The 21268-nt window shown below is 67.9% G+C and carries 29 protein-coding genes; 11 read left to right on the top strand and 18 right to left on the bottom strand.

Annotation, left to right across the window (positions count from 1 at the left end; translation table 11 throughout):
- Positions 1 to 34: 34 nt before the first annotated feature.
- The 10 genes from ACT3SQ_RS14550 to ACT3SQ_RS14505 form a co-directional block, all read right to left on the bottom strand.
- Positions 35 to 928, bottom strand: a complete 894-nt coding sequence (locus ACT3SQ_RS14550) for an amino acid ABC transporter permease (RefSeq protein ID WP_441445688.1) — start codon at positions 926 to 928, stop codon at positions 35 to 37.
- Complete coding sequence (locus tag ACT3SQ_RS14545; RefSeq protein WP_441445687.1) at positions 925 to 1599, bottom strand: amino acid ABC transporter permease; 675 nt, start codon at positions 1597 to 1599, stop codon at positions 925 to 927. The genes ACT3SQ_RS14550 and ACT3SQ_RS14545 overlap by 4 nt, the downstream gene beginning before the upstream one ends.
- A 154-nt stretch (positions 1600 to 1753) precedes the next feature.
- Positions 1754 to 2623: a glutamate ABC transporter substrate-binding protein gene (locus tag ACT3SQ_RS14540; protein ID WP_441445686.1), complete on the bottom strand. Its 870-nt coding sequence runs from the start codon at positions 2621 to 2623 to the stop codon at positions 1754 to 1756.
- A 60-nt stretch (positions 2624 to 2683) separates the two neighbouring features.
- The gene (locus ACT3SQ_RS14535) at positions 2684 to 3478 is read right to left on the bottom strand and encodes an amino acid ABC transporter ATP-binding protein (protein WP_444601268.1); all 795 of its coding nucleotides are present in this window, start codon (positions 3476 to 3478) and stop codon (positions 2684 to 2686) included.
- 292 nt (positions 3479 to 3770) lie between these two features.
- Complete coding sequence (locus ACT3SQ_RS14530; RefSeq protein WP_444592499.1) at positions 3771 to 4523, bottom strand: hypothetical protein; 753 nt, start codon at positions 4521 to 4523, stop codon at positions 3771 to 3773.
- 13 nt (positions 4524 to 4536) lie between these two features.
- Positions 4537 to 5268: a hypothetical protein gene (locus ACT3SQ_RS14525; protein ID WP_444592498.1), complete on the bottom strand. Its 732-nt coding sequence runs from the start codon at positions 5266 to 5268 to the stop codon at positions 4537 to 4539.
- Between the two features lie 153 nt (positions 5269 to 5421).
- On the bottom strand, positions 5422 to 5877 hold the full coding sequence (locus tag ACT3SQ_RS14520) for an OsmC family protein (RefSeq protein ID WP_444592497.1): 456 nt from the start codon (positions 5875 to 5877) through the stop codon (positions 5422 to 5424).
- A gap of 107 nt (positions 5878 to 5984) precedes the next feature.
- On the bottom strand, positions 5985 to 6320 hold the full coding sequence (locus tag ACT3SQ_RS14515; protein WP_444592496.1) for a hypothetical protein: 336 nt from the start codon (positions 6318 to 6320) through the stop codon (positions 5985 to 5987).
- Positions 6321 to 6811: 491 nt separating this feature from the next.
- Complete coding sequence (locus ACT3SQ_RS14510) at positions 6812 to 7108, bottom strand: hypothetical protein (protein WP_444592495.1); 297 nt, start codon at positions 7106 to 7108, stop codon at positions 6812 to 6814.
- A 26-nt stretch (positions 7109 to 7134) separates the two neighbouring features.
- A complete protein-coding gene (locus tag ACT3SQ_RS14505; RefSeq protein WP_444592494.1) occupies positions 7135 to 8112 on the bottom strand; it encodes an aldo/keto reductase in 978 nt (325 codons plus the stop codon).
- Between the two features lie 111 nt (positions 8113 to 8223).
- Between ACT3SQ_RS14505 and ACT3SQ_RS14500 the strand changes: the two genes are divergently transcribed.
- Positions 8224 to 8583: a hypothetical protein gene (locus ACT3SQ_RS14500; RefSeq protein ID WP_441445676.1), complete on the top strand. Its 360-nt coding sequence runs from the start codon at positions 8224 to 8226 to the stop codon at positions 8581 to 8583.
- 181 nt (positions 8584 to 8764) lie between these two features.
- Here ACT3SQ_RS14500 and ACT3SQ_RS14495 read toward each other — a convergent pair whose 3' ends face one another.
- Positions 8765 to 9259 carry a GNAT family N-acetyltransferase gene (locus tag ACT3SQ_RS14495; protein ID WP_441445675.1) on the bottom strand — a complete coding sequence of 165 codons (495 nt, stop codon included), beginning with the start codon at positions 9257 to 9259 and terminating at the stop codon, positions 8765 to 8767.
- 105 nt (positions 9260 to 9364) lie between these two features.
- On the opposite strand from ACT3SQ_RS14495, the gene ACT3SQ_RS14490 reads away from it, so the two are divergent.
- Positions 9365 to 9604: a PspC domain-containing protein gene (locus ACT3SQ_RS14490; protein WP_442332504.1), complete on the top strand. Its 240-nt coding sequence runs from the start codon at positions 9365 to 9367 to the stop codon at positions 9602 to 9604.
- A 117-nt stretch (positions 9605 to 9721) separates the two neighbouring features.
- Here ACT3SQ_RS14490 and ACT3SQ_RS14485 read toward each other — a convergent pair whose 3' ends face one another.
- The 3 genes from ACT3SQ_RS14485 to ACT3SQ_RS14475 form a co-directional block, all read right to left on the bottom strand.
- Positions 9722 to 10252: a hypothetical protein gene (locus ACT3SQ_RS14485; RefSeq protein WP_444601267.1), complete on the bottom strand. Its 531-nt coding sequence runs from the start codon at positions 10250 to 10252 to the stop codon at positions 9722 to 9724.
- A 193-nt stretch (positions 10253 to 10445) separates the two neighbouring features.
- Positions 10446 to 10886, bottom strand: coding sequence for a YtoQ family protein (locus ACT3SQ_RS14480; protein ID WP_442332506.1), 441 nt, complete (start codon positions 10884 to 10886; stop codon positions 10446 to 10448).
- Between the two features lie 110 nt (positions 10887 to 10996).
- Complete coding sequence (locus ACT3SQ_RS14475; RefSeq protein WP_444592493.1) at positions 10997 to 11257, bottom strand: type II toxin-antitoxin system RelE/ParE family toxin; 261 nt, start codon at positions 11255 to 11257, stop codon at positions 10997 to 10999.
- 98 nt (positions 11258 to 11355) lie between these two features.
- Here ACT3SQ_RS14475 and ACT3SQ_RS14470 point away from each other — a divergent pair, with 98 nt between their 5' ends.
- Complete coding sequence (locus ACT3SQ_RS14470) at positions 11356 to 12099, top strand: sulfurtransferase (RefSeq protein WP_444601266.1); 744 nt, start codon at positions 11356 to 11358, stop codon at positions 12097 to 12099.
- A 107-nt stretch (positions 12100 to 12206) separates the two neighbouring features.
- On the opposite strand, the gene ACT3SQ_RS14465 is transcribed toward ACT3SQ_RS14470, so the two are convergent.
- A complete protein-coding gene (locus tag ACT3SQ_RS14465) occupies positions 12207 to 13001 on the bottom strand; it encodes an ABC transporter ATP-binding protein (RefSeq protein ID WP_444601265.1) in 795 nt (264 codons plus the stop codon).
- 173 nt (positions 13002 to 13174) lie between these two features.
- Here ACT3SQ_RS14465 and ACT3SQ_RS14460 point away from each other — a divergent pair, with 173 nt between their 5' ends.
- Positions 13175 to 13837: a FadR/GntR family transcriptional regulator gene (locus ACT3SQ_RS14460; protein ID WP_444601264.1), complete on the top strand. Its 663-nt coding sequence runs from the start codon at positions 13175 to 13177 to the stop codon at positions 13835 to 13837.
- A 51-nt stretch (positions 13838 to 13888) separates the two neighbouring features.
- Here the strand turns inward: ACT3SQ_RS14460 and ACT3SQ_RS14455 are convergent, their stop codons facing one another.
- Positions 13889 to 14434 carry a TetR/AcrR family transcriptional regulator gene (locus ACT3SQ_RS14455; RefSeq protein WP_444601263.1) on the bottom strand — a complete coding sequence of 182 codons (546 nt, stop codon included), beginning with the start codon at positions 14432 to 14434 and terminating at the stop codon, positions 13889 to 13891.
- Here ACT3SQ_RS14455 and ACT3SQ_RS14450 point away from each other — a divergent pair.
- Both ACT3SQ_RS14450 and ACT3SQ_RS14445 read left to right on the top strand, forming a co-directional pair.
- Positions 14411 to 15304, top strand: coding sequence for an ATP-binding cassette domain-containing protein (locus tag ACT3SQ_RS14450; RefSeq protein WP_444601262.1), 894 nt, complete (start codon positions 14411 to 14413; stop codon positions 15302 to 15304). The two genes, ACT3SQ_RS14455 and ACT3SQ_RS14450, sit on opposite strands and share 24 nt — an antisense overlap.
- Complete coding sequence (locus ACT3SQ_RS14445) at positions 15297 to 16082, top strand: ABC transporter permease (RefSeq protein WP_444599722.1); 786 nt, start codon at positions 15297 to 15299, stop codon at positions 16080 to 16082. The genes ACT3SQ_RS14450 and ACT3SQ_RS14445 overlap by 8 nt, the downstream gene beginning before the upstream one ends.
- A 92-nt stretch (positions 16083 to 16174) precedes the next feature.
- Here ACT3SQ_RS14445 and ACT3SQ_RS14440 read toward each other — a convergent pair whose 3' ends face one another.
- Positions 16175 to 16465, bottom strand: a complete 291-nt coding sequence (locus ACT3SQ_RS14440) for a putative quinol monooxygenase (RefSeq protein WP_442332514.1) — start codon at positions 16463 to 16465, stop codon at positions 16175 to 16177.
- A gap of 197 nt (positions 16466 to 16662) precedes the next feature.
- On the opposite strand from ACT3SQ_RS14440, the gene ACT3SQ_RS14435 reads away from it, so the two are divergent.
- The gene (locus ACT3SQ_RS14435) at positions 16663 to 17454 is read left to right on the top strand and encodes an SDR family oxidoreductase (protein WP_444601261.1); all 792 of its coding nucleotides are present in this window, start codon (positions 16663 to 16665) and stop codon (positions 17452 to 17454) included.
- An 8-nt stretch (positions 17455 to 17462) separates the two neighbouring features.
- On the opposite strand, the gene ACT3SQ_RS14430 is transcribed toward ACT3SQ_RS14435, so the two are convergent.
- Positions 17463 to 17834: a zinc ribbon domain-containing protein YjdM gene (locus tag ACT3SQ_RS14430; RefSeq protein ID WP_444502734.1), complete on the bottom strand. Its 372-nt coding sequence runs from the start codon at positions 17832 to 17834 to the stop codon at positions 17463 to 17465.
- A gap of 319 nt (positions 17835 to 18153) precedes the next feature.
- Between ACT3SQ_RS14430 and ACT3SQ_RS14425 the strand changes: the two genes are divergently transcribed.
- From ACT3SQ_RS14425 to ACT3SQ_RS14410, 4 genes are all read left to right on the top strand, one after another.
- The gene (locus ACT3SQ_RS14425) at positions 18154 to 18846 is read left to right on the top strand and encodes a histidine phosphatase family protein (RefSeq protein ID WP_442332517.1); all 693 of its coding nucleotides are present in this window, start codon (positions 18154 to 18156) and stop codon (positions 18844 to 18846) included.
- Between the two features lie 24 nt (positions 18847 to 18870).
- On the top strand, positions 18871 to 19434 hold the full coding sequence (locus tag ACT3SQ_RS14420) for a DUF3090 domain-containing protein (protein WP_442332518.1): 564 nt from the start codon (positions 18871 to 18873) through the stop codon (positions 19432 to 19434).
- Complete coding sequence (locus ACT3SQ_RS14415) at positions 19434 to 20201, top strand: SCO1664 family protein (RefSeq protein WP_442332519.1); 768 nt, start codon at positions 19434 to 19436, stop codon at positions 20199 to 20201. Before ACT3SQ_RS14420 ends, ACT3SQ_RS14415 begins: the two co-directional genes overlap by 1 nt.
- A gap of 172 nt (positions 20202 to 20373) precedes the next feature.
- On the top strand, positions 20374 to 21268 hold an 895-nt coding region (locus tag ACT3SQ_RS14410), incomplete at its 3' end, for an alpha/beta fold hydrolase (RefSeq protein ID WP_444502735.1).

Raw genomic sequence — 21268 nt, 5'->3', positions numbered from 1 at the left:
GTCTTGCCCCATGGTGCAGACCATGGCGCTCACGTCACTTCACGTCCTGCCCCATGGTGGAGACCATCGTGGTGGACGTGGTCGGGGCCGTGGAGCCGCCGGTACGGGAGGACAGCATCCCCGCCAGCCAGGTCGCGACCTTGGTGAGCAGGTAGTTGATCACGATGAAGATCAGCGCCGCGACCACGAGGGTCTGGAAGATGTTGGAGTAGCCCGAGCCCAGCTGGCGGGAGTACTGCAGCAGTTCGTAGAAGCCGATCAGGAAGCCGAGCGCGGAGTCCTTCAGGATCACCACGAACTGACTGAGCAGCGATGGGAGCATGGCGGTGAGGGCCTGCGGCACCTCGATGATCCGCAGCGACTGGTTGCGCGTCATGCCGACGGCGGCGGCTGCCTCCCGCTGCCCCTTCGGCAACGAATGCACTCCGGAGCGGATGAGCTCGGCGATGACCGCCCCGTTGTAGAGGGTCAGCCCGATGATCACCGCGAAGTAGGCGGAGTCCTCCGAGGCGAAGAGCCCCGTCGGCGCGATCCGCCGGGAGAGGAAGAAGTACAGGAAGAACATCATCACCAGCACCGGCACCGCGCGGAGGAACTCCACGACCACGCTCGAAGCGACGCGGATGATCGCGAACGGGGCCAGCCGCAGGAAGCCGAACACCAGACCGAAGACGGTCGCGGTGATCACGGCGATGCCCGAGGACTGCAGGGTGAACTGCAGACCAGGGAGGTAGTAGTTCGTCCACGCGTTGCCGTTCAGCGCGTTCGCCCACTGATGCGGCGCCAGCTGCCCCTGCCGATCCAGCTGCAGCAGCACCAGCGCCCCGATCGCCAGGATCACCGCGAGAGCGATCAGGTTCGTCAGCAGAACATTGCGCTTGGCCCGCGGGCCGGGCGCGTCGAAGAGGATGCCCGCCTGCGCGCTCATCGGGCCACCGCCAGCTTGTCGGAGAGCCAGGTCGTGAGGATGCCCATGGGGATGACGATCAAGCAGAAGCCGATCGCGATGGTGAGGAAGATGTAGACCATGAGGTTGGGGTTGAACTCGATCATCGTGCTCATCAGGCCCGAAGCCTCGGCCACAGAGGCGGCAGCGGCGACGGTGGTGTTTTTGGTCAGGGCGATCAGGGTGTTGCCCAGGGGCGTGATCGCGCCGCGCAGCGCCTGCGGGAGCACCACGATCCGGGCCGCTGGCAGGAAGGTGAGGCCGATGGCCCGCGCGGCCTCCACCTGGCCGAGCGGCACCGTGTTCACGCCCGAGCGGATCGCCTCACAGACGAACGCGGCGTGATAGATCGTCAGGGCGATCACGGCGTAGGTGAAGAAGTTCAGGTCGAAGCTCGAGAAGAACTCGACCTTCAGCTGGCCCCAGACCGCGAGCACACCGAGCACCATGATGATCGTCAGCGGGGTGTTGCGGACGATGTTGATGTACGCGGTGCCGACGGCGCGGAAGGAAGCCACCGGCGAGATCCGGAACAGAGCCAGGACTGTGCCCAGGAGGAATGAGCCGACGGCGGCAATCGCCGTCAGCTTGATATTCATCCAGAAGGCGCCGAGCACGTCGTACTCGGCGAAGAGTTCGAGGAATCCGTTCATGTGCTTCCTGTCTGGGTGGCCCATGGCCGAGGGCGGGGACCGTCCGGTGCCGGGGCGGACGGCGGCAGGTCGGGCAAGATGCCCGTCCTGCCGCCGTCACGAGGTGCGGCGGGGCCGCGAAGTGCGGCGAGGCTGCGAAGTGCAGCGGGGCCGCTCAGTCGTCGCAGGACTCGAGCTCGGACTCGGGTCCGCTGTTCAGCTCCTCGTCGGGGGTGTACCCGGTGCCCTCGGTGGCGGTGTCCAGCGCTTCCTGCCAGGCCCCGTCTTCCTTCATCTTCGTGATGGCGGCGTTGATGTCCTCGCACTTGTCGGAGCCGGTGGGGATGCCGACGCCGTAACGCTCCACCGAGAAGGTGTTGCCCACGACCTTGAACTTGCCGGTGTTCTCCGGGGTGGCAGCGAGTCCGGCGAGGATGATGTCGTCCGTGGTCACGGCGTCCACCTGCCCGGATTCGAGGTAGGTGACGCACTCGGCGTAGCCACCCTGCTCGACCAGCTCCACGCCCTGGGAGAAGTCGTCCTTGATCTTCTGAGCGGAGGTCGAGCCGGTGACCGAGCAGAGGTTCTTGCCGTCCAGGACGTCGGGTCCGGTGATCTCGGTGTCGTCGGCGCGGACCAGGAGATCCTGGCCGGCCACGAAGTAGGGGCCGGCGAAGTCGACGCGCTCGTCACGCTCGTCGGTGATGGAGTAGGACGCGAGGATCATGTCGACCTCGCCGCCCTCGAGGGCGTTCTCCCGGTTGGCCGAAGGGGTCTGGACCCATTCGATCTGGTCCGCGCCGTAGCCGAGCTCTCCGGCCACATACTTCGCGACCTCGACGTCGAAGCCGGTGGGGTCGCCGTCCCCCTCGCGGAAGCCGAGACCCGGCTGATCGAACTTGATACCGATGCGGAGGCTCTCGCCGCCGCTCTCACCGCCACCGCCACCACCGCCCTCGTCGCCGGACTGCGAGGGGGCGCAGGCGGACATGACCAGTACGGCTGCGGCGGCGATCGCCGCTGCTGATGCGAGCTTCTTGCGCATGGTTCCTCCAGTTGGGTGGGGAGTGATGGTGCGGTGCAAAAGACGATTCACGCGGGGTGTTCAGTGCGCCAGGATCTTTCCGAGGAAATTCTTGGCGCGGTCGTGCTGCGGGTCGGTGAAGAAGGTCTCCGGATCGGTGTCCTCGAGGATCCGCCCTTCGTCCATGAAGATGACGCGGTCCCCGGCCTTCCGGGCGAAGCCCATCTCGTGGGTGACCACGACCATGGTCATTCCCTCGCGGGCGAGCTGGACCATGACGTCCAGGACCTCCTGCACCATCTCCGGGTCCAGCGCGGAGGTGGGCTCGTCGAACAGCATGACCTTCGGCTTCATCGCCAGGGCCCGGGCGATGGCCACCCGCTGCTGCTGACCGCCGGACAGCTCGGCCGGCATCTTCTTGGCCTGCGCGGACACCCCGACGCGCTCCAGCAGCGCCATGGCCTCCTTGGTCGCCTCAGCCTTCTTGATGCCCTTGACCTTAATCGGGCCGACCGTGACGTTCTCCAGGATCGACTTGTGGGCGAAGAGGTTGAAGGACTGGAACACCATCCCGACCTCGGCGCGCAGCGTGGCGAGCGCCTTGCCCTCCTCGGGCAGCACCTTGCCGTCGATGCTGATGCGGCCACCCTCGTCGATGGTCTCGAGCCGGTTGATGGTCCGGCACAGAGTGGACTTGCCCGATCCCGACGGGCCGATCACGATCGCCACCTGCCCTTCGGGGATGGTCAGGGTGATGTCAGTGAGGGCCTGGAAGGAGCCGAAGTGCTTGTTGACGCCCGCCAGTTCGACGAGCGGGCGCTTCGAGGTCGCGGCGGCGGCAGCGACGCCCTCCGACTCCGGTGTGGTCTGCGTCATAGCGCCGAGAGTATCTGGTCCGCCCCAGCATTCCCCGAGGTCGCAGTCACCTTGACCAAATCGTTGTCTCCGCGGCGTGGCCGTCGCCGCGACAGCCTGCCCGAGGCTGGCTCCGTCGCCAGCCACGTGTCCCTCCGCTGTGCGGCCCGGGCGAGGAGGCCGCGTCTCGCCGACTGCTCCCGACCGATGCGGCTCATCCCACGCTGACCGACCATTGCCGTCCCGTCCGGGTCCTCGGGATCGATCGAGGAGAGGATGGAGTAGTTCCCACCGTGCTCGTACCCCCACCAGCTCAGCAGGGAGGCGTGCAACAGCCCGGCCGGCGTCTCTTCGGGAGGTCGCGCAGACCGACCACTCCCCCTCGCTCGAGGTCCTGGCACTGCCCATACAGGACATGGAGCACCTCGTAGAACTCCTCCATGAGCTCCCTGGCGCGGGCCTCTGTGGAGATGAGGAGATATTCCTCGTTCTCGATGATCTGCTTCAGCGATTCGGGGACCCGGCGATATCCACGCTGGTCAGATGCCAGTGCCCGCAGCTGCTCGACGTAGGCATCGAGCACCTTGAGATATTTGCTCCCGGCGAGCCGCTGCACGGCCATGATCCGAGCGCTTCGGCATCGTCGGGAGATCTCGTTCGCGAGCCTCGCGCAGAAGATCCTGCAAGCCTCTGTGTCGGCAGGACCCACGGCTCCGAAGATCTCCCTGAACTGCAGCACGTCGGCCTTCGACTCCAGGAGATCGGCGCCGTTGCGCCATGCCCGGTGCCGATGGGCGATGAGGAGCCCCTCACCGTAGGGGCGGCGGAACTCGACTCCGTCCGCCTGCTGCAGCTCCGGGCTCCAGGCGCCGTCGGACCGGCCTGGGTCCCACGCCCAGAAGGTCAGGATCTCAGCGATCTTCTCGACCTCTGCGGCGAGCCCTTCGGCGGAGCACAGCAGGCGGCCGGGTGCATCGAACAGTTCCAGGAGCACCCTGCCGTCTGCGCGGAGCCTCACCCGGAGCTCGGTCGCCGGAGTGCGTCCAGTAGCGGGAGCTCGGCTCATGGCATCGGCTCCTTCATGCATTTCTGCGCCTCGGAGGCAGATCGCGCAGCCCGACGATTCCCGCGCGATCGAGGTCCTGAGTCTGCTGGTACATGACCTCGAGCACCTCATAGAACTCAGCCATGAGGCGGCGGACTCGAACGTCCTCCGCGAGGAAGAGATACCCCTCGTCACGTACGAGCATCTGCAGCTCTTTCGGGACCCGGTGATAGCCCTGCTGGTCCGATGCCAGTCCTCGCAGCTGATCGACGTAGGACTCGAGCACCGGGCGGTATGCACCGCCAGCGAGTCGCTGCTCCGCCAGTGACAGTCCGCTCCGGCACCGAGTGCGCACCGCGTCGGCCAACTTTCTGCAGAACTCCTCGCAGCCTGCACGATCGGTGGGACGCACAGCTCCGAAGAACTCCGCGAAGCCGTGCTCATCCTTCGCCGGCAGCAGCCTGGCGCGGTTCCACTCCTGGTTGCGCTGATCGGAGATGAACAGCGCCCGGTGAGAGGGGCGGGAGAAGGCCTCCGCGTCTGCCTGCAGCAGCTCGGGGCTCCAGGTGCCGCCCGGCCCGCCCGCATCGCACGCCCAGGACACGAGGATCTCCGCGATCTCCTCCGCCCCCTCAGCGATGCTCACCGCGGAGCACAGCCGAACATCCCGTCGCCCGACGAGCTCGAGGAGGACTCTGCCGTCGGCGCGGAGCCGGACCCAGAGATCCCTCGCCGGGATCCGCGCGCCGCCCGAGGACCCGCTCATGCCGCCTCGCAGCATGACGGCTGCGGGGCCGACGGGCGGGCGGGCTTCGCCCCGGTGGGCAGTCGCTCCAAGGGTGCTCCTCGAGGGGTACGCCGCGCATGCTGGGCGCGGAGCCGAGAGCCTATCGGCCACGCTTTCCGCGAACGGCACACCTCAGGCGATGATCTCGAACTCCGGCTCGATGGTGATCGTGCTGCGCAGGGAGTTCGCGATGAAGCAGCGCTCGTGCGCCTGCTCGACCAGGTCCTGCAGCGTCGCCGCGTCCGTGCCGCGGGCGCGGATCCGCGGGCGCAGCACCATCTCGGTGATCGACATCGGCTCGGAGTCTTCGGGCATCACCCCGGAAGCGGCATCCTCGTAGGAGACGATGTCGACGCCCGCGCGGGCGGAAGCGCCGAGGAAGGACAACATCTGGCAGGAGCTCGCCGCGACCACGAGCAGCTGCTCAGGGTTCGCCAGCGCCGGGTCCCCGCGGAAGGCCGGGTCGGCACTGAGAGTCATGTCGACCCCGGGGGCCACGCTCACATGATGTTCGCGGGAGTAGGAGCGGATCCCCTCACCGGTGCTTCCCGTCCAGCTGAGCTGCGCGTCGTACTCGTGGGTGTACATGTGGCCATCGTAAGGAGGGAGGGCGGTGTACCGGTCCAGGCGTCCGGATGCGCGTCCAGCCCGCAGCGCTCGTGCCGCTTCTGAGACCGCCCCTCCCCCGTGGCCGTTCAGCGACCGAAGATCCTCCGCAGCGCCGCCCCGAGCCCACGGCCGGTCGCTGGCTCCGCCAGTACCTCGAGGCGCCGGGCCTCCGCCTCGTCCTCGGCGACGAGCTCGGCCGCGTACTCGTTCGCCCTGTCGAAGGCGCCGAGCCTCTCACTCAGCTCTCCGAGCACGAGCAGGTCGATATGAATCCCGGTGGCCCGTCCCTGCGCGTCACGGGTCTCGAGCACGGGGAAGAGACGGTGGGCGCGCGCGATCAGCATCGCGATGTTCTCGCCGTCGCTCGCGCCCGGGAGGGCGGCGAGGAGCGTGCCGAGCGGGCCGTCGACCTCGATGTCCATCCGGCTGTACCAGCCCTCGCCCCCCCTCGGGTCTGAGCACCTCCTCCAGCCAGCGATCGGCCTCCGACGGCACGCTATGGGCACTCGCCTCCGCGTCCGCCATCGCCACCGTCGCGAACCGTGACGTCCCGACGCCGTACAGGCCTCTCACCCCAGCGATGCCGCCGATGGGCTGCTCGTCCAGGTCAAGGCTGTCCCGCTCGAAGACGGCCGGGTGCACGGAGACGGTCGGCTCCTCGGAGAGGATCAGGCTGAGCGAGACCTCGCGACAACCGCGGTACTCGTAGTGCTCGGGGACCCGGGCGATCGTCACCGCGACGGGGTGGTCGCCAGGCGGGATGGGCACCACATTCGGGAACTGGAGCCACAAGGCATCACACACGGCGAGCCGACCCGAGGGCACGCGGAGGGTGCCGAGCTCGGTCACCTCGAGAGTCGCAGGCTGCCCGTCGGGGAGGAGGACCTCGCCAGATCTCAGGGAGAACAGGCCGTCAATGCGCATGGCGGGTGTCCTTCTGGTCCCGACGATCAGGGCGTTCGATGCCCCGGGCAGGGCGGTCCCACTGCCGGATGAAGCTCGGCTCACCATAGCCGCCTCGCGCACTCCCTCCGAGGCGCGCCCGAGGGTCGGCACGGTCGGTGGAGGCGACCACCAGATCCCCGCAGTGGCTGATCGTCTCGAACCTGCCGGTGACCTCCCCGGACCCGAGGGAAGTGGCGTCCCCGGCGATGACGCGCTGGAGGTAGATCCGCCCTGACTCGCTGCTGACGATCGACCACCCGAGCATAGTCTGAGAAAGCAGTCGCGCCCCGCTCAGCGGCGGGACGCGGCGAAGGTCGAGTGGCCGGGGCCCGAACCCGGGGCCACGACGGTGTCGATCGCGTCGAGCTCCTCCGCCGTCGGCTCCCACTCCACGGCGCGTGCGTTCGCAGCGACCTGCTCGGGGCGGGTCGCACCGGCGATGACGGTGTCCACCGCGGACTGGGCACGCAGGCCTCCGAGCGCGATCTCGAGCATGCTGCGACCGGACTCCTCGGAGAGCGTCCGGAAGCCCTCGACCACGTCCCAGCGGGCGTTGTCGAAGCGGGCCGTCTCGGTGGCGAGACGGCTGCCCTCGGGGGCGCCGCCCGTCTGCGAGTACTTGCCGGTGAGCAGCCCGTAGGCGAGCGGGAAGTAGGGCAGCAGGCTCATCCCGAAGTGCTCGAGAGCGGGGACCAGTTCGGCCTCGGCGCTGCGGTTGTACAGGGAGTACTCGTTCTGGGCGGTGATGAACGCGGGCGCCCCCACCGCAGAGGCGAGGTGCGCGGCGTCGGCGACCTCCCAGGCCGCGAGGTTCGAGCAGCCGAGGTAGCGCACCTTGCCGGAGCGGACCAGGTCGCCGAGGGCGTCGAGCGTCTCCTCCATGGGTGTGATGCGGTCCGGGGAGTGGAGCTGGAAGAGGTCGATGTGGTCGGTGCCGAGGCGGCGCAGGGATCCCTCGACCGCGCGGAGGATGTAGCCGCGGCTGGCTCGGTTCGCCCGCGCTCCGGGATAGGTCTCCCCCATGTCCATGCCGAACTTGGTCGCGATCACGACCTCTTCGCGCCGAGCCCCGAGCGCCTTCCCGAGCATCGTCTCGGACTCGCCGATGCCGTACGTGTCGGCGGTGTCGAAGAAGGTCACGCCCTCATCGAGTGCGGCCCGGACGACGGCGGTGGCCGCGTCCTGGTCGATCCGGCGCCCGAAGGCGTTGCATCCGATACCGAGTGCCGAGACGACGAGACCGCTGGAGCCGAGGGAGTCATAGCGCATCGCCCCAGGCTATCGCGCAGATGGCAGTCTCCGGCAGTCGGTCTCGTCCGCCCGTCGGTGCGAAGGGTTACGGTGTGCATCCGACGGACCGACGCGAGACGGGGACGACCGATGGCACGGAAGAAGAAGACGCCGGAGGAGGTGGCGGACGAGCAGCGGCGGTACGCGCTCGCCGCCAGCGCGACCACCGATGAGGAGCTCGCACCGTTCCTCAGCGACACCAACCAGGCGATCCGCAATGACGCGGCGGCGAATCGGCACGCGAGCGCGGCACTGCTCGCCCGATTCGCGCATGACAAGTTCTGGAGCACCCGGGTCGTCGTGGCGCAGCACCCCAATACCTCTCGCGAGACGGTGATCGGGCTCCTCGAGCCCGACCCGAGGCGTCGCGGGGTCGTCCACCATGCCGCGCGCGAGCGGCTCGAGTCGGAGGGCGTCGAGTTCGGCGAGGATCAGATGCCGCTGGGCTGAGACGGCACGCGAGTATCGTCACCCGCGCGGTCCCGGGGTGCGTGGTCACTGCGGGGCCAGCTGGGCGATCTCACCGCAACCATCGCGTCAGTGCGTCGGCCCTTCGCCACCGAGGTCGGTGACCGCGATCGACGTGCCCTCGCGCTCCAGATCCGCGTGTCATCTGGTTCAGGGGCACGCCTCAACGTCGCTCCGCTCCCTCGTGAATCCGACCGGTGGGCAGCGGTTTCACCATGATCAGGCAGGGAGTGCCTTCGCCCCACAGCTCGGTCTCCTCCAGCGGCAGGAAGCCCTGCTTCTCGTAGAAGTGCCGGGTGCGTGCATAGGCAGGGTCAGGATGCGATGCACCGAGGGTCTTCACCTCCAGCAGCCGCACGCCCCGGGCACGGGCATCGGCCTCGAGGGCGGAGAGCATCGCCGTACCGATGCCAGCCCCGTGCGCGGCGCGCTCCACGACGATCAGGTGCACCTCGGCGGCCGACGGGAAGTGACGATCCACCAGAGTGACGCCGACGACAACATCCGAGGCGTCGCGGACGGTCCAGGTCTCTTTGGTACGGGCGGCCTCGACGTACTCGGCGTTCGACTCGGGACGGCCGAACCATTCGGGCACGGTGACGAGCAGGCGGGCCACATCGTCGGGCACCGGGTCATCTCGGTGAGCGATCCAGGTCATGGCGCACATCGTAAAGCGAGGCGGAACGTCGGGTCAGGGAACCTTCCATTTTTCCGGGGGTTGCCCCCACTGCGGGAACTGCTGGTGCTCCGTACCGTGGAAGCCATGAGTGCCTTCTTCAACACCTTCCGCAGAATCGGCTTCCGACGTGGGCCTCGCCGCCTCGTCGCGGGCATCGGCGGTGGTCTCGCCGAGAAGTTCGGAATCGACGTCTGGCTGGTGCGTCTGCTGCTCCTGGCGTCCTTCCTGCTGCCCGTGCTCGGACTCGGCGCCTACCTGGTGGCCTGGGCCCTGCTCCCCTGGCAGGACGGCCGCATCCCGCTCGAGCGCGTTCTCGAGCGGTGATCCGGAACCATCCCGGCTTCGTTTCCGGAGCTGCCCCTCACCGGCTGAACAGCGCGAACTCTCCGCTCAGAGTGCCCGCGAGGCCCCTCCAGACTGCATGAGCGACAAAGACCGTGTTCATCCCGGCCCGCAGCGCGCGTTGATGAGCGACTGAGCAGTGTCGGGCAGCGTGGCCGGGTCATCGAAGTGGCGAGCGCTCTGACAGACACGGACGAGTCCTTCCCACACCTCGCGATACAGAAGCGGATCCGCCTGCATGCGCTCCGCCTGCAGTGCCGTGAGCGGGAACCGATAGCTGCCGTCCCAGTGGCCTTGCGGCACGTCGAGGTCAAGAAGGAGGGCGCCCCTCCGCCGCACGATCGCGGGGGCCCAGTTCCACTCAGCTCCCTGTGGCCTGAAGAGCTCCTCGGTGTCATCGGGGAGTCGGAACGAGACGGGCTGTCCGCTGGTCTGGCCATTGACGAGCTCCCTGGCCACCGTGAGCCACACGACCGTGCCGTCACGGATACCGAGGTTCGTGGCACCCCATCGCGTCGCGGGTGGCACGGTCGGGAAGTCCCACGCCACGGTCCGCGCGTCCTCCGGGTCGTAGCTCGCTGCTGAGGCCTTGAGCTGTCGCACCTCGTGCGGGCCGAGCACGTCGAGCACCGACTGCACCTCGACGCTGTTGACCGGCCTTCCCAGCGCACTCTCGAAAGTCCCGTACCGCGCCGTGCGGAGGGACGGCTTTGCTTTGCCTGCACGTCGACGTCGCGAAGGTGTCATACCGGCTGAACTCCCGAGTTCTGTGGGCTGAGTGCTCTGCCGACAGCGTGACAGCGCCCACGATGAGTCCGCCGGCTCACGCCTTCAGCACGTACCGCAGGGTTTCCACAACCTGGTCGGTGGTCGTGCACCAGGCCTGTGCTCCGGCGTCGACCTCTTTGAGCGGGTGGATGATATCTGCCTCGTGGAGGGTCACGTAGGGCGTGCCCAGCGCGGCGCAGTAGCCGGCATCGAAGGCGGCGTTCCACTGCTTGTACTTGTCCCCGAAGCGCACCACCACCAGATCGGCCTGCGCGATCAGGGTGCGGGTACGAATGGCGTTGACCTTGGCGGACTGGTGATCACGCCAGAACGGGCTGTCGTTCTCACCCAGATGGTCGCCGGCGGCGTCGCTCGCGGGGTGGTCGGTCACCGGCGCGGTGAAGACCACGTCCAGCCCGGCGGCCTCGGCACCGCGCCGGATCTCCTCACGCCACTCGGAATGGATCTCGCCGGAGAGATACACAGAAAAACTCATAGCTGAAGGCTCCTTATGGGGTGCGGGTGGGCCTGGCCTGCGCTCTTCGTCCCACCATCTCATCAGTGCAGTGAGAAGAGCCAACCTCAGTGCGTGCCCCAGCCCTCGGCTCAGAGGTGCCGGGAAGGGTCCATCCGCTGATTCAGGATGCGGACGATGTCCAGGTGGTCGGCACGAAGAACGAAGAAGACCGCATGACTGCCGATCGCATAGCTGACGTAGCCTTCGCGGATCTCGCTCCTGGCGCGCCCTCGGCCTGGATCCGCGTCGACGCGCTCGATCGCCATCTGGATCTCGCGGAGGTGCTTCTCCGCCTGACGGGCGTCCCATCGCTCAGCCCGATCTGGAATCGCGCAGGCTGATCGCGGCACAAGAGTGGGCCAAGGTGGGTTGCGGCTCGTCCTCGACGAGCCCCTGCACGCATCACAGCTGAGCACCTCTCCCGCGCAGTCCTCTGTAGGCTCGACCTGTGAAGACCGTCCTCAACATCTCCGCCTACCTGTTCACTCAGATCACCGATCGTGAGCAGCTGCGTCCCGTGCTGCGCGCGCGAGCGGACGCGGCGGGCTTGAAGGGCACCATCCTTCTGGCTGAGGAGGGCATCAATGTATTTCTCGCGGGAGATGCCGACGCGGTGCGTGGGTTCGTCGATGAGCTGCGCGAGGACCCCCGCTTCGCCGCTCTGACCGCGAAGGAGAGCTGGTCGGACGCCCAGCCGTTCCGCAAGATGCTGGTCAAGCTCAAGCGCGAGATCATCCGCATGGATCACCCGACAATCCGCCCCATCGAGGAACGCGCACCCGCCGTGGCGCCGCGCACCCTCAAGCGCTGGCTCGATCAGGGCCACGATGACGATGGCCGCGACGTCGTCATGCTCGACACCCGCAATGCGTTCGAGGTCGATTACGGCACGTTCGAGGGTGCCGTCGATTGGCGCATCGAGCGGTTCACGCACTTCCCCGACGCTGCGTCGACGAATCGCGAGGCGCTCGAGGGCAAGACCGTCGTGAGCTTCTGCACCGGTGGGATCCGCTGCGAGAAGGCCGCGATCTACCTGCGCGAAGACGGCATCAACGCGCTTCAGCTCGATGGCGGCATCCTCGGCTACTTCGAGCAGGTCGGCCACGACCACTACGACGGGGACTGCTTCGTCTTCGACGAGCGCGAGGCGCTCGCTCCCGACCTCACGCCGCGGGCCAACATCGCCTCATAGTGCGCCGTTCGAGGTTCAATGAGCTCGATGTGCCTGCATCACGCATCGGAGCCCGCGAGCCGCGACCCACGGCCGACAGCCGACGGCCGACGGCCGCTCCGCACCGCTCAGCGCCTCGTCGCGGCTCGCGCCTGCCAACGGCCAGAGCGGTGCTCGATCTCGATCGGGTGGTCGAAGCACCCGCTCACCATCTCGGTCGTCAGCACTTCATGGGCAGCTCCTGCAGCGTGCACCCGGCCAGCCTTGATCAAGATGGCGTGCGTCGTCGTCGCAGGCAGCTCTTCGAGATGATGCGTCACCAAGATGGTGGCCAGGTCTGGTCGTGCCCGGTGCAGCGCGTCGATGGTGGCGAGGAACTGTTCACGCGCTGCGACGTCGAGTCCCGTGGAGGGCTCGTCCAGGAGCAGGAGCGGGGGATCGGGCAACAGGGCACGCGCAATGAGAGCGCGACCTCGCTCGCCCTGCGACATCGTCGGCCAGGCCGCCGCCTCGAGCCCGGCAAGTCCGAGCATCTCGATCAGCTCATCGGCGCGAGCTTGGATGAGTGCGTCAGGGACCCAGCGCGACATGAGCTCGGTCGTGCCTGTCGCGCCGGTGAGAATGACCTGACGGAGAGTGAGCGGCGAGCCCGGTGAGTGCCGCGGATTGACATGTCCGATGGACTCGCGAAGTTCGCGAATGTCGACGCGGCCGAGCTTGCGACCGAGCACGTGGACGGTGCCACGAGTGGGATGCGCGACCGCGCCGCACATGCTGAGGACGGTGCTCTTGCCGGCTCCGTTCGGGCCGATCAGTGCCCATCGCTCCCCCGCACGGACGGTCATGGTGATGTCGGAGAGGATCTGCCGGGATTCGCGCACGAAGCCGACGCTCTCTAGCCGAAGGATCTCCCGGTCAGTCATCGGCGTGCTCCCCCTCAAAGAGGTGGCCCTGCGACTCGCGGCTCCCGACGGACACCATCCGGAGTTTCCTGAGGAGGCGGAGAAGGCGGAGCGGAAGGCGGAGCGGGCGGAGGTGCTGGGACACGGGCTAGACTGTACACAACTTCTCAGACAAGTAGCGAAGTGGAGGCTTCATGGCGCAGGTGATTCGCACCCCGCTCGCCGAACAGGCAGCAGATCTGCTCCTGGACCGCATCCGCGCCGGCGAGTGGCCACTCGGCTCGAAACTGCCCGGGGAGAACACGCTCGGCCCGCAGCTGGGCGTGGGCCGCTCGACCGTGCGTGAGGCCATCCGCCGCCTCGCGGGCCAAGGCGTGCTCTCCACCCGGCAAGGAGCTGGGGTGTTCGTTGCTGCACTCGACATCGTCGAAGACTGGAGCGCAGTACTGCGAAAAGTCGACATCGATTCGGTGATCGAAGCGCGCATCGCAATCGAAGTCGAAGCTGTCGCGCTCGCGGCCGAGCGGTGGACCGCCGCTGAACTGCGCGCGATCCGGCATGCAGCAGCCACGCGTGACGCTCAGCGAACCGACATCGAAGCGCACGTCGACGCGGACATCGCCTTCCACCGAGCCGTCGTGGTGGCATCGCACAACCCGATCCTCGTCGACCTGTTCGATAGTTTCACTCCGCGCAGCCGCCGAGCCATGATCGATCTGCTGCGCCTGCGTGGCGAGTTCGGAAGCGATGCCGATCAGCAGGCGCACCTGCGCATCCTCGACGCGATCGCCGACCGCGACGGCCGGACAGCCTCAGCGCTCGCGCGGGAACACCTGCTCACCCTCACGACGGGATGACGGCCACGATGGGATGACGGCACTGTCCTCTCGCGCCGTCGCGAACGCGCCTCAGCCGTCGGATCGCATCGCGGCCGCGCGCACCGGGTCGAGCAGCCTGCGCATGCCGTCGTTGAACGCCGCACGATCGGGGAGGAAACCTCCGGCCAGGAGGAGGAGACCGGTACCCTGATCGAGCGCCGCCAGCAGTCGGCCCACCTCAGCGGCGGGAAGCGTCTCACCCTCGGCCCGGGCCCTCTGGGCGATCTCGCCGTAGCGGTCGAGCACCGCCCCCAAGCGTTCGTGCAGCTGCGGGGCGAGCTCCTCGTCGCGGGCCGCGCTGGCGATGAATTCCAGCGTCGCGAGCGCGAAGCCCTGCGTCGCCTCCGAGGGCACACCTTCCCGCTCCCCCGCCCCCCTGCCGGTGGAGGCCGGGTCGGTCGGCGTCTCGAACGGATCCTTCAGGTCGACCTCCGCGAGCTCGAGGTTGCGGTCCATGACGGCCAGGAAGAGCGCCGGCTTGCCATCGAAGTTCGAGTACACAGCCCCTTTCGAGAAGCCGGCCTCGCGCGCGATCCGATCCAGGCTCGCCGAGTGGTAGCCGTCCTCGGAGAACACCTGGCGCGCCGCGAAGATCAGCGCTTCGCGAGTCTGCCGCTGCCGATCTCGGCGAGAGAGGGGGTCGGGAAGCTGTGCCAGCATCCTGCTGAAGCGCGGCGGCACGTCGCCCTGCAGCCCCAGGCACAGGCCCCGATCGACGGGCTCACCCCCCGTTCTGCGATCGAGATCGCCGGCCGTCTCCGTGGGCTCTCGGCACGCGATGCGCGCCGGGCCGCCACCGATCTGGCCGAGGAGCTGGACATCGGAACGTGGCTGGACCGACGGGCGCTGCCCGAGGGCGGCGGCCTGTCCGGCGGGATCCGGCGGCTCACCGGTTTCGCCATGGCGGTGGCCGCCCCGGTCCCGCTGCTCATCCTGGACGAGCCCACCAACGACATCGATGCCTCCCGGCGCCGACTGCTGTGGGATGCGGTGCGCCGTCGAGGAGACCAGGGCAGCGGGGTCCTGCTCATTACGCACAACGTCGTCGAGGCCGAACGGATCGTGGACGAGCTCGCCATCCTCGACCGGGGCCGGCTCATCGCCGCCGGGTCACCCGCGCATATACGCGGGACGCAGGACACCGATCTGCGCCTGGAGCTGCAGATCCCACCCGACGCACCGGATCCGTCCGAGCACGATCCAGGACTGCCGGCGCTGCGCCGGGTCCGGACCGGGCGCCGCACGCTGATCACGCTGCCCGCCGCGGACGCCGCCACCGCGGTCGCCTGGGCGTCCGCCCAGCACGCCGCACACAGGATCGAAGGGTTCTCCATGGCACCGACGACGCTCGAGGACGCGTACCTGGCGCTCACCTCACAGCCCGATCCCGCTGCCGCATCCATCCCGGACGCCGACGCGACGGTTCAGGAGGCAGCTCATGCATGAGGCGACGCTCTCCCCTAAGCTTCCTGTCCGCCCTGTCCACGTGAGCCTCTGGGCGAGCTTCCGCACTCTGCTGCGCTGGTCGGTGGCGTCGATCGGCGCGATGCTGCCGCTCATCGTCGTCATCCAGGCGGTGCTGGCGGCCGGGATCATCCTCGGATTCGGGTTCCTGATCCCGGACATCACCGCGGAGAGCGCACTGTTCCTCGCCTCCGGCGCGCCGACGATCCTGCTGCTGATCATCGGGCTGGTCATCGTCCCGCAGGGAGTGTCGCGTGCCCGGGCCTCGGGTGCCCTGGACTACCAGCGTGCGCTGCCGGTGTCCCGACCGCTTCTGCTCGTGGTCGATCTCGTCGTGTGGACCCTCATCGCGCTGCCCGGGGTGGCGATCGGGCTTGTCGTGGCGTGGCTGCGATACGACCTGACCTTCTCGTTCGACTGGCCGCTGCTCATCCTCGCCTCGCTGCTCACGACGACGATGGCCACTGCCGTCGGCTACGCCCTGGCGGTCACCCTACCTGCAACCCTGGCGCAGCTCGCCTCCCAGGTCCTGGTGTTCTTCGTCCTGCTGTTCTCACCGATCACGTTCCCGGAGAGCCAGCTGCCGGAATGGTTCCAGTCCCTGCACCACGTGCTGCCCATCCAGCCCGCAGCAGATCTCATGCGGGCGGGGATCGCGTCCAGCGCGTTCGCCGCCGATGCGGGCGATCTCCTGATCCTGGCCGTGTGGACCGCTGCCGGCCTGCTGGTCACCACCAGGGCGCTGGTACGGCGGAAGTGAGCGGAAGGGCTGCCAGGGCCACCATGTCGAGCACCTGGCGGTCGCGCCGTGCGAGACCCTCCCGCTGGTACGTGCCGCCGAACCCCACACCATCACAGGTCGTCAGTGACCGCTTCGATGACATAGTCCCGCGCGATCCCTGACGTGGCCCTGCCCCACTCGCTCGCCCGCACGCGCGCCTGATGCGAATCGAAGGCCGCCTGATCCACGAACAGCTCCGAGACTGTCCACACGAGCGGGTCGTCCGTCGGCTCGACCTCGAAGCGGAGGCAACCGGCTTCGGCACGGGTGAGGTCGACATGCTGGCGAAGACAGCGGTGGACGACAGCCGCCTCATGACGATCCGCGCAGAGGAGTCTTCCGGTCAGCCTGATGAAGCTCATGCAGCCTCCGATGTCGTGCGAACGGCGGGAAGGACCCAGTCTCCACGATCTGTCCCCCGGCCCTGCTCGCTCTCGGAGAGTCCGGCGTCTCCGTCGCGGCGGCAGTCCCTGATGTTCACAGACCGGACGAATCGGAATACTCCGGTGCTGCCGGGCCTTGGACTCATCACCTCCGCCTCTCCTCCAGAAGGAATTCCATGACCAGCTCGACCGCTCCCACCGTCCTCGTCGTCGGCTCGACCGGCAGCATCGGTCGCCTCACCGTCGCTGAAGCCCTCGCGCACGGATACCGGGTCCGCGCCCTGGTGCGCGATGCGGAGCGTGCCTCGCACATCGTTCCCGCAGGCGCTGAGCTGGCGGTCGGAGACGTGACCCGCCCCGAGTCGTTGCGCGCAGCCGTCGACGGCGCCGAGGCAGTGATCTTCACCCACGGGGTGGAGACCACCGAGCAGGCCATCGAGGAGGTCAGCTACGCGGGGGTGCGTGACCTGCTCCAGCTCCTGGCCGGACGCGACGTGCGGATCGTGCTGATGTCGGCGGTGGGCGTCACTGCACGCAGCGGGCTGTACAACACCCTGCACCCGGCGGAGTGGAAGCGCCGCGCGGAGCGCCTCGTCCGCTTCAGTGGGCAGCCGTACACGATCGTGCGACCAGGATGGTTCGATGAGAACGGGCCCGACGAGCACCGGCTCGTGCTCCGCCAGGGCGACCGCCACCATGCCGGCGATCCGGGCGACGGCGCTGTCTCCCGCGAGCAGATCGCTCAGGTCCTCGTCGCCGCGCTCAGCTCGCCGGCGGCCACCGGCAGGACGTTCGAGCTCGTCGCCGAACAGGGCCCTGCGACGGAGGATCTGGAGCTCCTGTTCGCAGCCCTCCCTGCCGACCCGTCCGACGGTCTCGACGCCCCCGGGGACGTGCGCGACATGCCTCTGGACGACGAACCGCAGCGAGTGCTCGACGATCTGCGCGCGCTCCGCGACCAGGGGTGAGCGTCGGCTCAGAGGACCTTCTTGACCACGCTCGACTTGAGCTTCATGGCACCGAAGCCCGGGACCGTCGCATCGATGTCGTGCCCGTCGACCGGCTCTATGAGGCGGATCCCGCGCACCTTGGTGCCGACTTTGATGGCGCCGCCACCACCGCCCTTCACCTTGAGATCCTTGGAGATGGTCACGGTGTCCCCGTCGACGAGAACGTTGCCGACGGCGTCCCGGATCGCTGGCGGCGCATCTTCTAGCACGCTCTCTTCAGCATCCTTCGCGGTCCCGGCCGCCCATTCGTGGCCGCACATGGGGCACGCCAGCAGCAGGCCGGACTCGTAGGTGTACGCCGCATCGCACTGCGGGCAGCTGGGCAGGACCTCAGACATCGAACACGGACTCCCATCGGTGACAGCACCCAGGCGATTGCCTCGGTCGCAGTGGCCTCTGCCTGGCAGTATCCCCCATCGGGGCGTGGGCAAGCAGGCCTCCGCGGCATCCGGTGCGGGCCACGCGACTCCCATCACGGCTGGACGTTGAGCACTCGCACGTCACAGATGCCGGCTGAGGTGCGTCCGTGAATGAGGAATCCTCGTCATGGGACTGGGGTCGAGAGTCTCATCCCGGCGTCTTGAAGGACCCTAGAGGCTCACTCCTATGAGACACATGGGCGCAGGACGCGCGCGGCTGAGTGGTTAGGCTGGGTGGATGGCCACAGTCCTTCTCGTGCGGCACGGCCGCTCCACCGCCAATTCCGCTGGAGTGCTGGCAGGTCGAGCTGCCGGCATCAGTCTGGACCAGAGAGGGCGGGACCAGGCGGCGCTGACCGGAGACCGGCTCGCGCCTGTGCCCCTGGTCGGGGTGGTGTCGAGCCCTCTTGAGCGTTGTCAGCAGACCGCCCAGTTCATCCTGGATCGCCAGGCAGGCGCGCCGCACGCGCCCGTCGACCACGAGCTCACCGAGTGCGATTACGGCCGATGGCAGGGCCGCATGCTCAGTGATCTGGCGACCGAGGATCTATGGCCGGTGGTCCAGTCACAACCGTCCGCCGCCGTCTTTCCGGGCGGTGAATCCCTGGCCGCGATGCAGGCTCGGTCAGTGGCAGCGATTCGACGCCACGATGCGACGTTCGAGTCCGAGCACGGGCCAGGGGCCGTATGGGCGGCAGTCAGTCACGGCGACATCATCAAGTCGATCCTCGCTGACGCGCTCGGCATGCACCTCGACCTGTTCCAGCGCCTCAACGTCGGCCCCGCTTCCGTATCGATCGTGCGCTATGGCACGAGCCGGCCGAGTGTCTACGCGACCAACACCGATGCGGGCGATCTGTCGTGGTTGTCGAGCGGCGTCGACGCCGGCGATGCGCCGGTCGGCGGCGGTGCAGGCCAGACGACACCGTGAAGCTCGAGGTCGTAGAGTACTGACATGCATACGCGTGCTCATGAGTTCTCCTGGCCCGACCGGATCGTCATCGGCACCATCGGACTTCCGGGGGCGCGTACTTTCTACCTGCAGGTGCGCGCAGGGAAGGAAGTCGTGAGCATCGCCCTGGAGAAGCAGCAGGCGGCTCTGCTCGCGGAGAAGATCGACGAGATCCTCGACCAGCTCATCACCATCGAGAGCAACCCCTTCAGCATTCCCACGGGCACTCCCGTGGAGCTTGAGGACGATGATCCGCTCGAAGCCGTCCAGGAGCAGTTCCGCACAGGGGTCATGAGCTTGGCATGGGACCCGACCACGGCCCAGATCATCATCGAGGCGGAGCCTCTCATCGACGATGACGATGCCGCGGCCGCTGGCAACGCCGAATCGCTTCATGACAACGGGGCCGACGAGCCCGAGAGGCTGCTCGTGCGAATGCCTGTCGGCACCGCCCGCGCCTTCGCCGAGCGCACCCGCGAGATCGTGAGTGCTGGACGCCCTCTGTGCCCGCTCTGCGGTGAACCCGTGGACGCTGACGGGCACACCTGCACCCTTCCCGAGGGCTGATGTCGACGCCGGACCCGTTGGCTGCCGAGCTCACTCTCACCGGCCGTATCACGACGGCGTCGAACGCCACTTTTCTGGGCAGCATCAGCGACGTGTCAGTCGTCTACAAGCCGATAGCCGGCGAAAGTCCGCTATGGGATTTTCCCCAGGGAACGCTGGCCCACCGAGAGGTGGCCGCCTACCTGGTCTCGCAGACCCTCGGCTGGGGCGTCGTGCCCCGCACCTGGCTGCGGAATGGTCCGCTGGGCGAAGGAATGGTGCAGCTCTGGCAGGAGCATGACCCCACCCAGAACGCCGTGGACCTGATCGCGGCGGACCACGTGCCGGAGTCGGGATGGAAGCAGGTCCTTGAGGGACTCGATGAGGACGGACGGACGATCGCCCTCGTCCACGAGGACTCGCCGGCGCTGCGACGCATGGCGGTGTTCGACGTCATCGTCAACAACGCCGATCGCAAAGGCGACCACGTCCTCTCCCTGACCGACGGACACCGGCATGGCGTGGACCACGGGCTCACCTTTCACCGCGACCACAAGCTGCGCACCGTGCTGTGGGGATGGCGGGGAGGCGCCCTGACCGCCGACGAAGAAGACGGCATAGATCGTGTCAGCGAAGGTCTCGGCGGCGAGCTGGGCCGAGACCTGGCCGATTTGCTCAGCCCCGAGGAGATCACCTCGCTCGCCGCGCGCTGCGACCGGCTGCGCCTGACCGGGCGGTTTCCGGCTCCGAGCGGTGAGATGCCGGCGGTACCTTGGCCGCTGTTCTGAGGGAAATACTGGCTCATCGCATTTGAAGGTGGAGCAGGGGCCTGATTCCTCCGGTGTCGAGGAGAGGCCGGAGGAGGGAGCGAGCCTGTCGCTGGGGCTTATGCCGAATGACCCCTCATCGAGCGCTTCGGCGGAGCGCGCAAGGTCAGTGAGCGCGGCGTACAGTCAGGCCATGAGGAACGAGATATCGTTCACGACCTCCGCCGACGGCACGAGCATTGCGTGGTCCCGTCACGGCGAGGGCCCACCGCTTGTGCGTGCGGGTACCTGGCTGACACACCTCGAATACGACTGGTCCAGTCCGGTGTGGAATCACTGGCTGCTGGCTCTTGGCCAGCGCTTCAGCGTCATCCGCTACGACGCCCGCGGCAACGGACTCTCCGACCGCAATCCGGTCGATTACAGCCTGGCCGCGCTGCTGGCAGACCTTGAGGCCGTCGTGGACGCTGCGCGGCTCCCCAGCTTCGCTCTGTTCGGCATGTCGCAGGGCGGCGCTGTGGCCGTGGAGTACGCGCGGCGCCACCCGGAACGGGTCACTCATCTCATCTTGTTGGGGGCATACGGTCGAGGCATAGTGGCGAGAAACCCCGGCGCGGCGATTCTTGAGGAGATGGAGCTCGAGCTCCAGATGATCAAAGTGGGTTGGGGGCGCGCTGACCCGATCTATCGCCGCGTCATCACCTCGTCATTCATTCCCGGCGCGAGCGAGACGCAGATGCGTTGGTTCGACGACCTCGAACGTCGGTCGATGACGCCGGAGGCGGCTGTGGCCAGCAGCATCGGGAGAGCGAATGTTGACGTGAGCGCGTCCGCCCGTGCCGTCACCGCCCCCACTCTCGTCCTGCACGCGGATGGGGATCGATCTGTCCCCTTCGAGGAAGGACGGCGGCTGGCGGGCCTCATCCCAGGTGCCAGGCTCGTCAGCCTGCACGGGAAGAACCACATTCTGCTGGCCGATGAGCCGGCCTGGGACGAGTTCATCGACGAGGTGACTGCGTTCGCCGGCGCAGCGCCGGTGAAGCCTCCGAGCGCGAGCCTGACCAGCCGTGAACTCGAGGTGCTGCGCC

It is taken from the genome of Brachybacterium sp. AOP42-C2-15 (assembly GCF_052377065.1).
Taxonomy (GTDB): domain Bacteria; phylum Actinomycetota; class Actinomycetes; order Actinomycetales; family Dermabacteraceae; genus Brachybacterium.
Note: the sequence above shows the minus strand (reverse complement) of the source record. Positions and strands in the feature narration are given on the sequence as shown.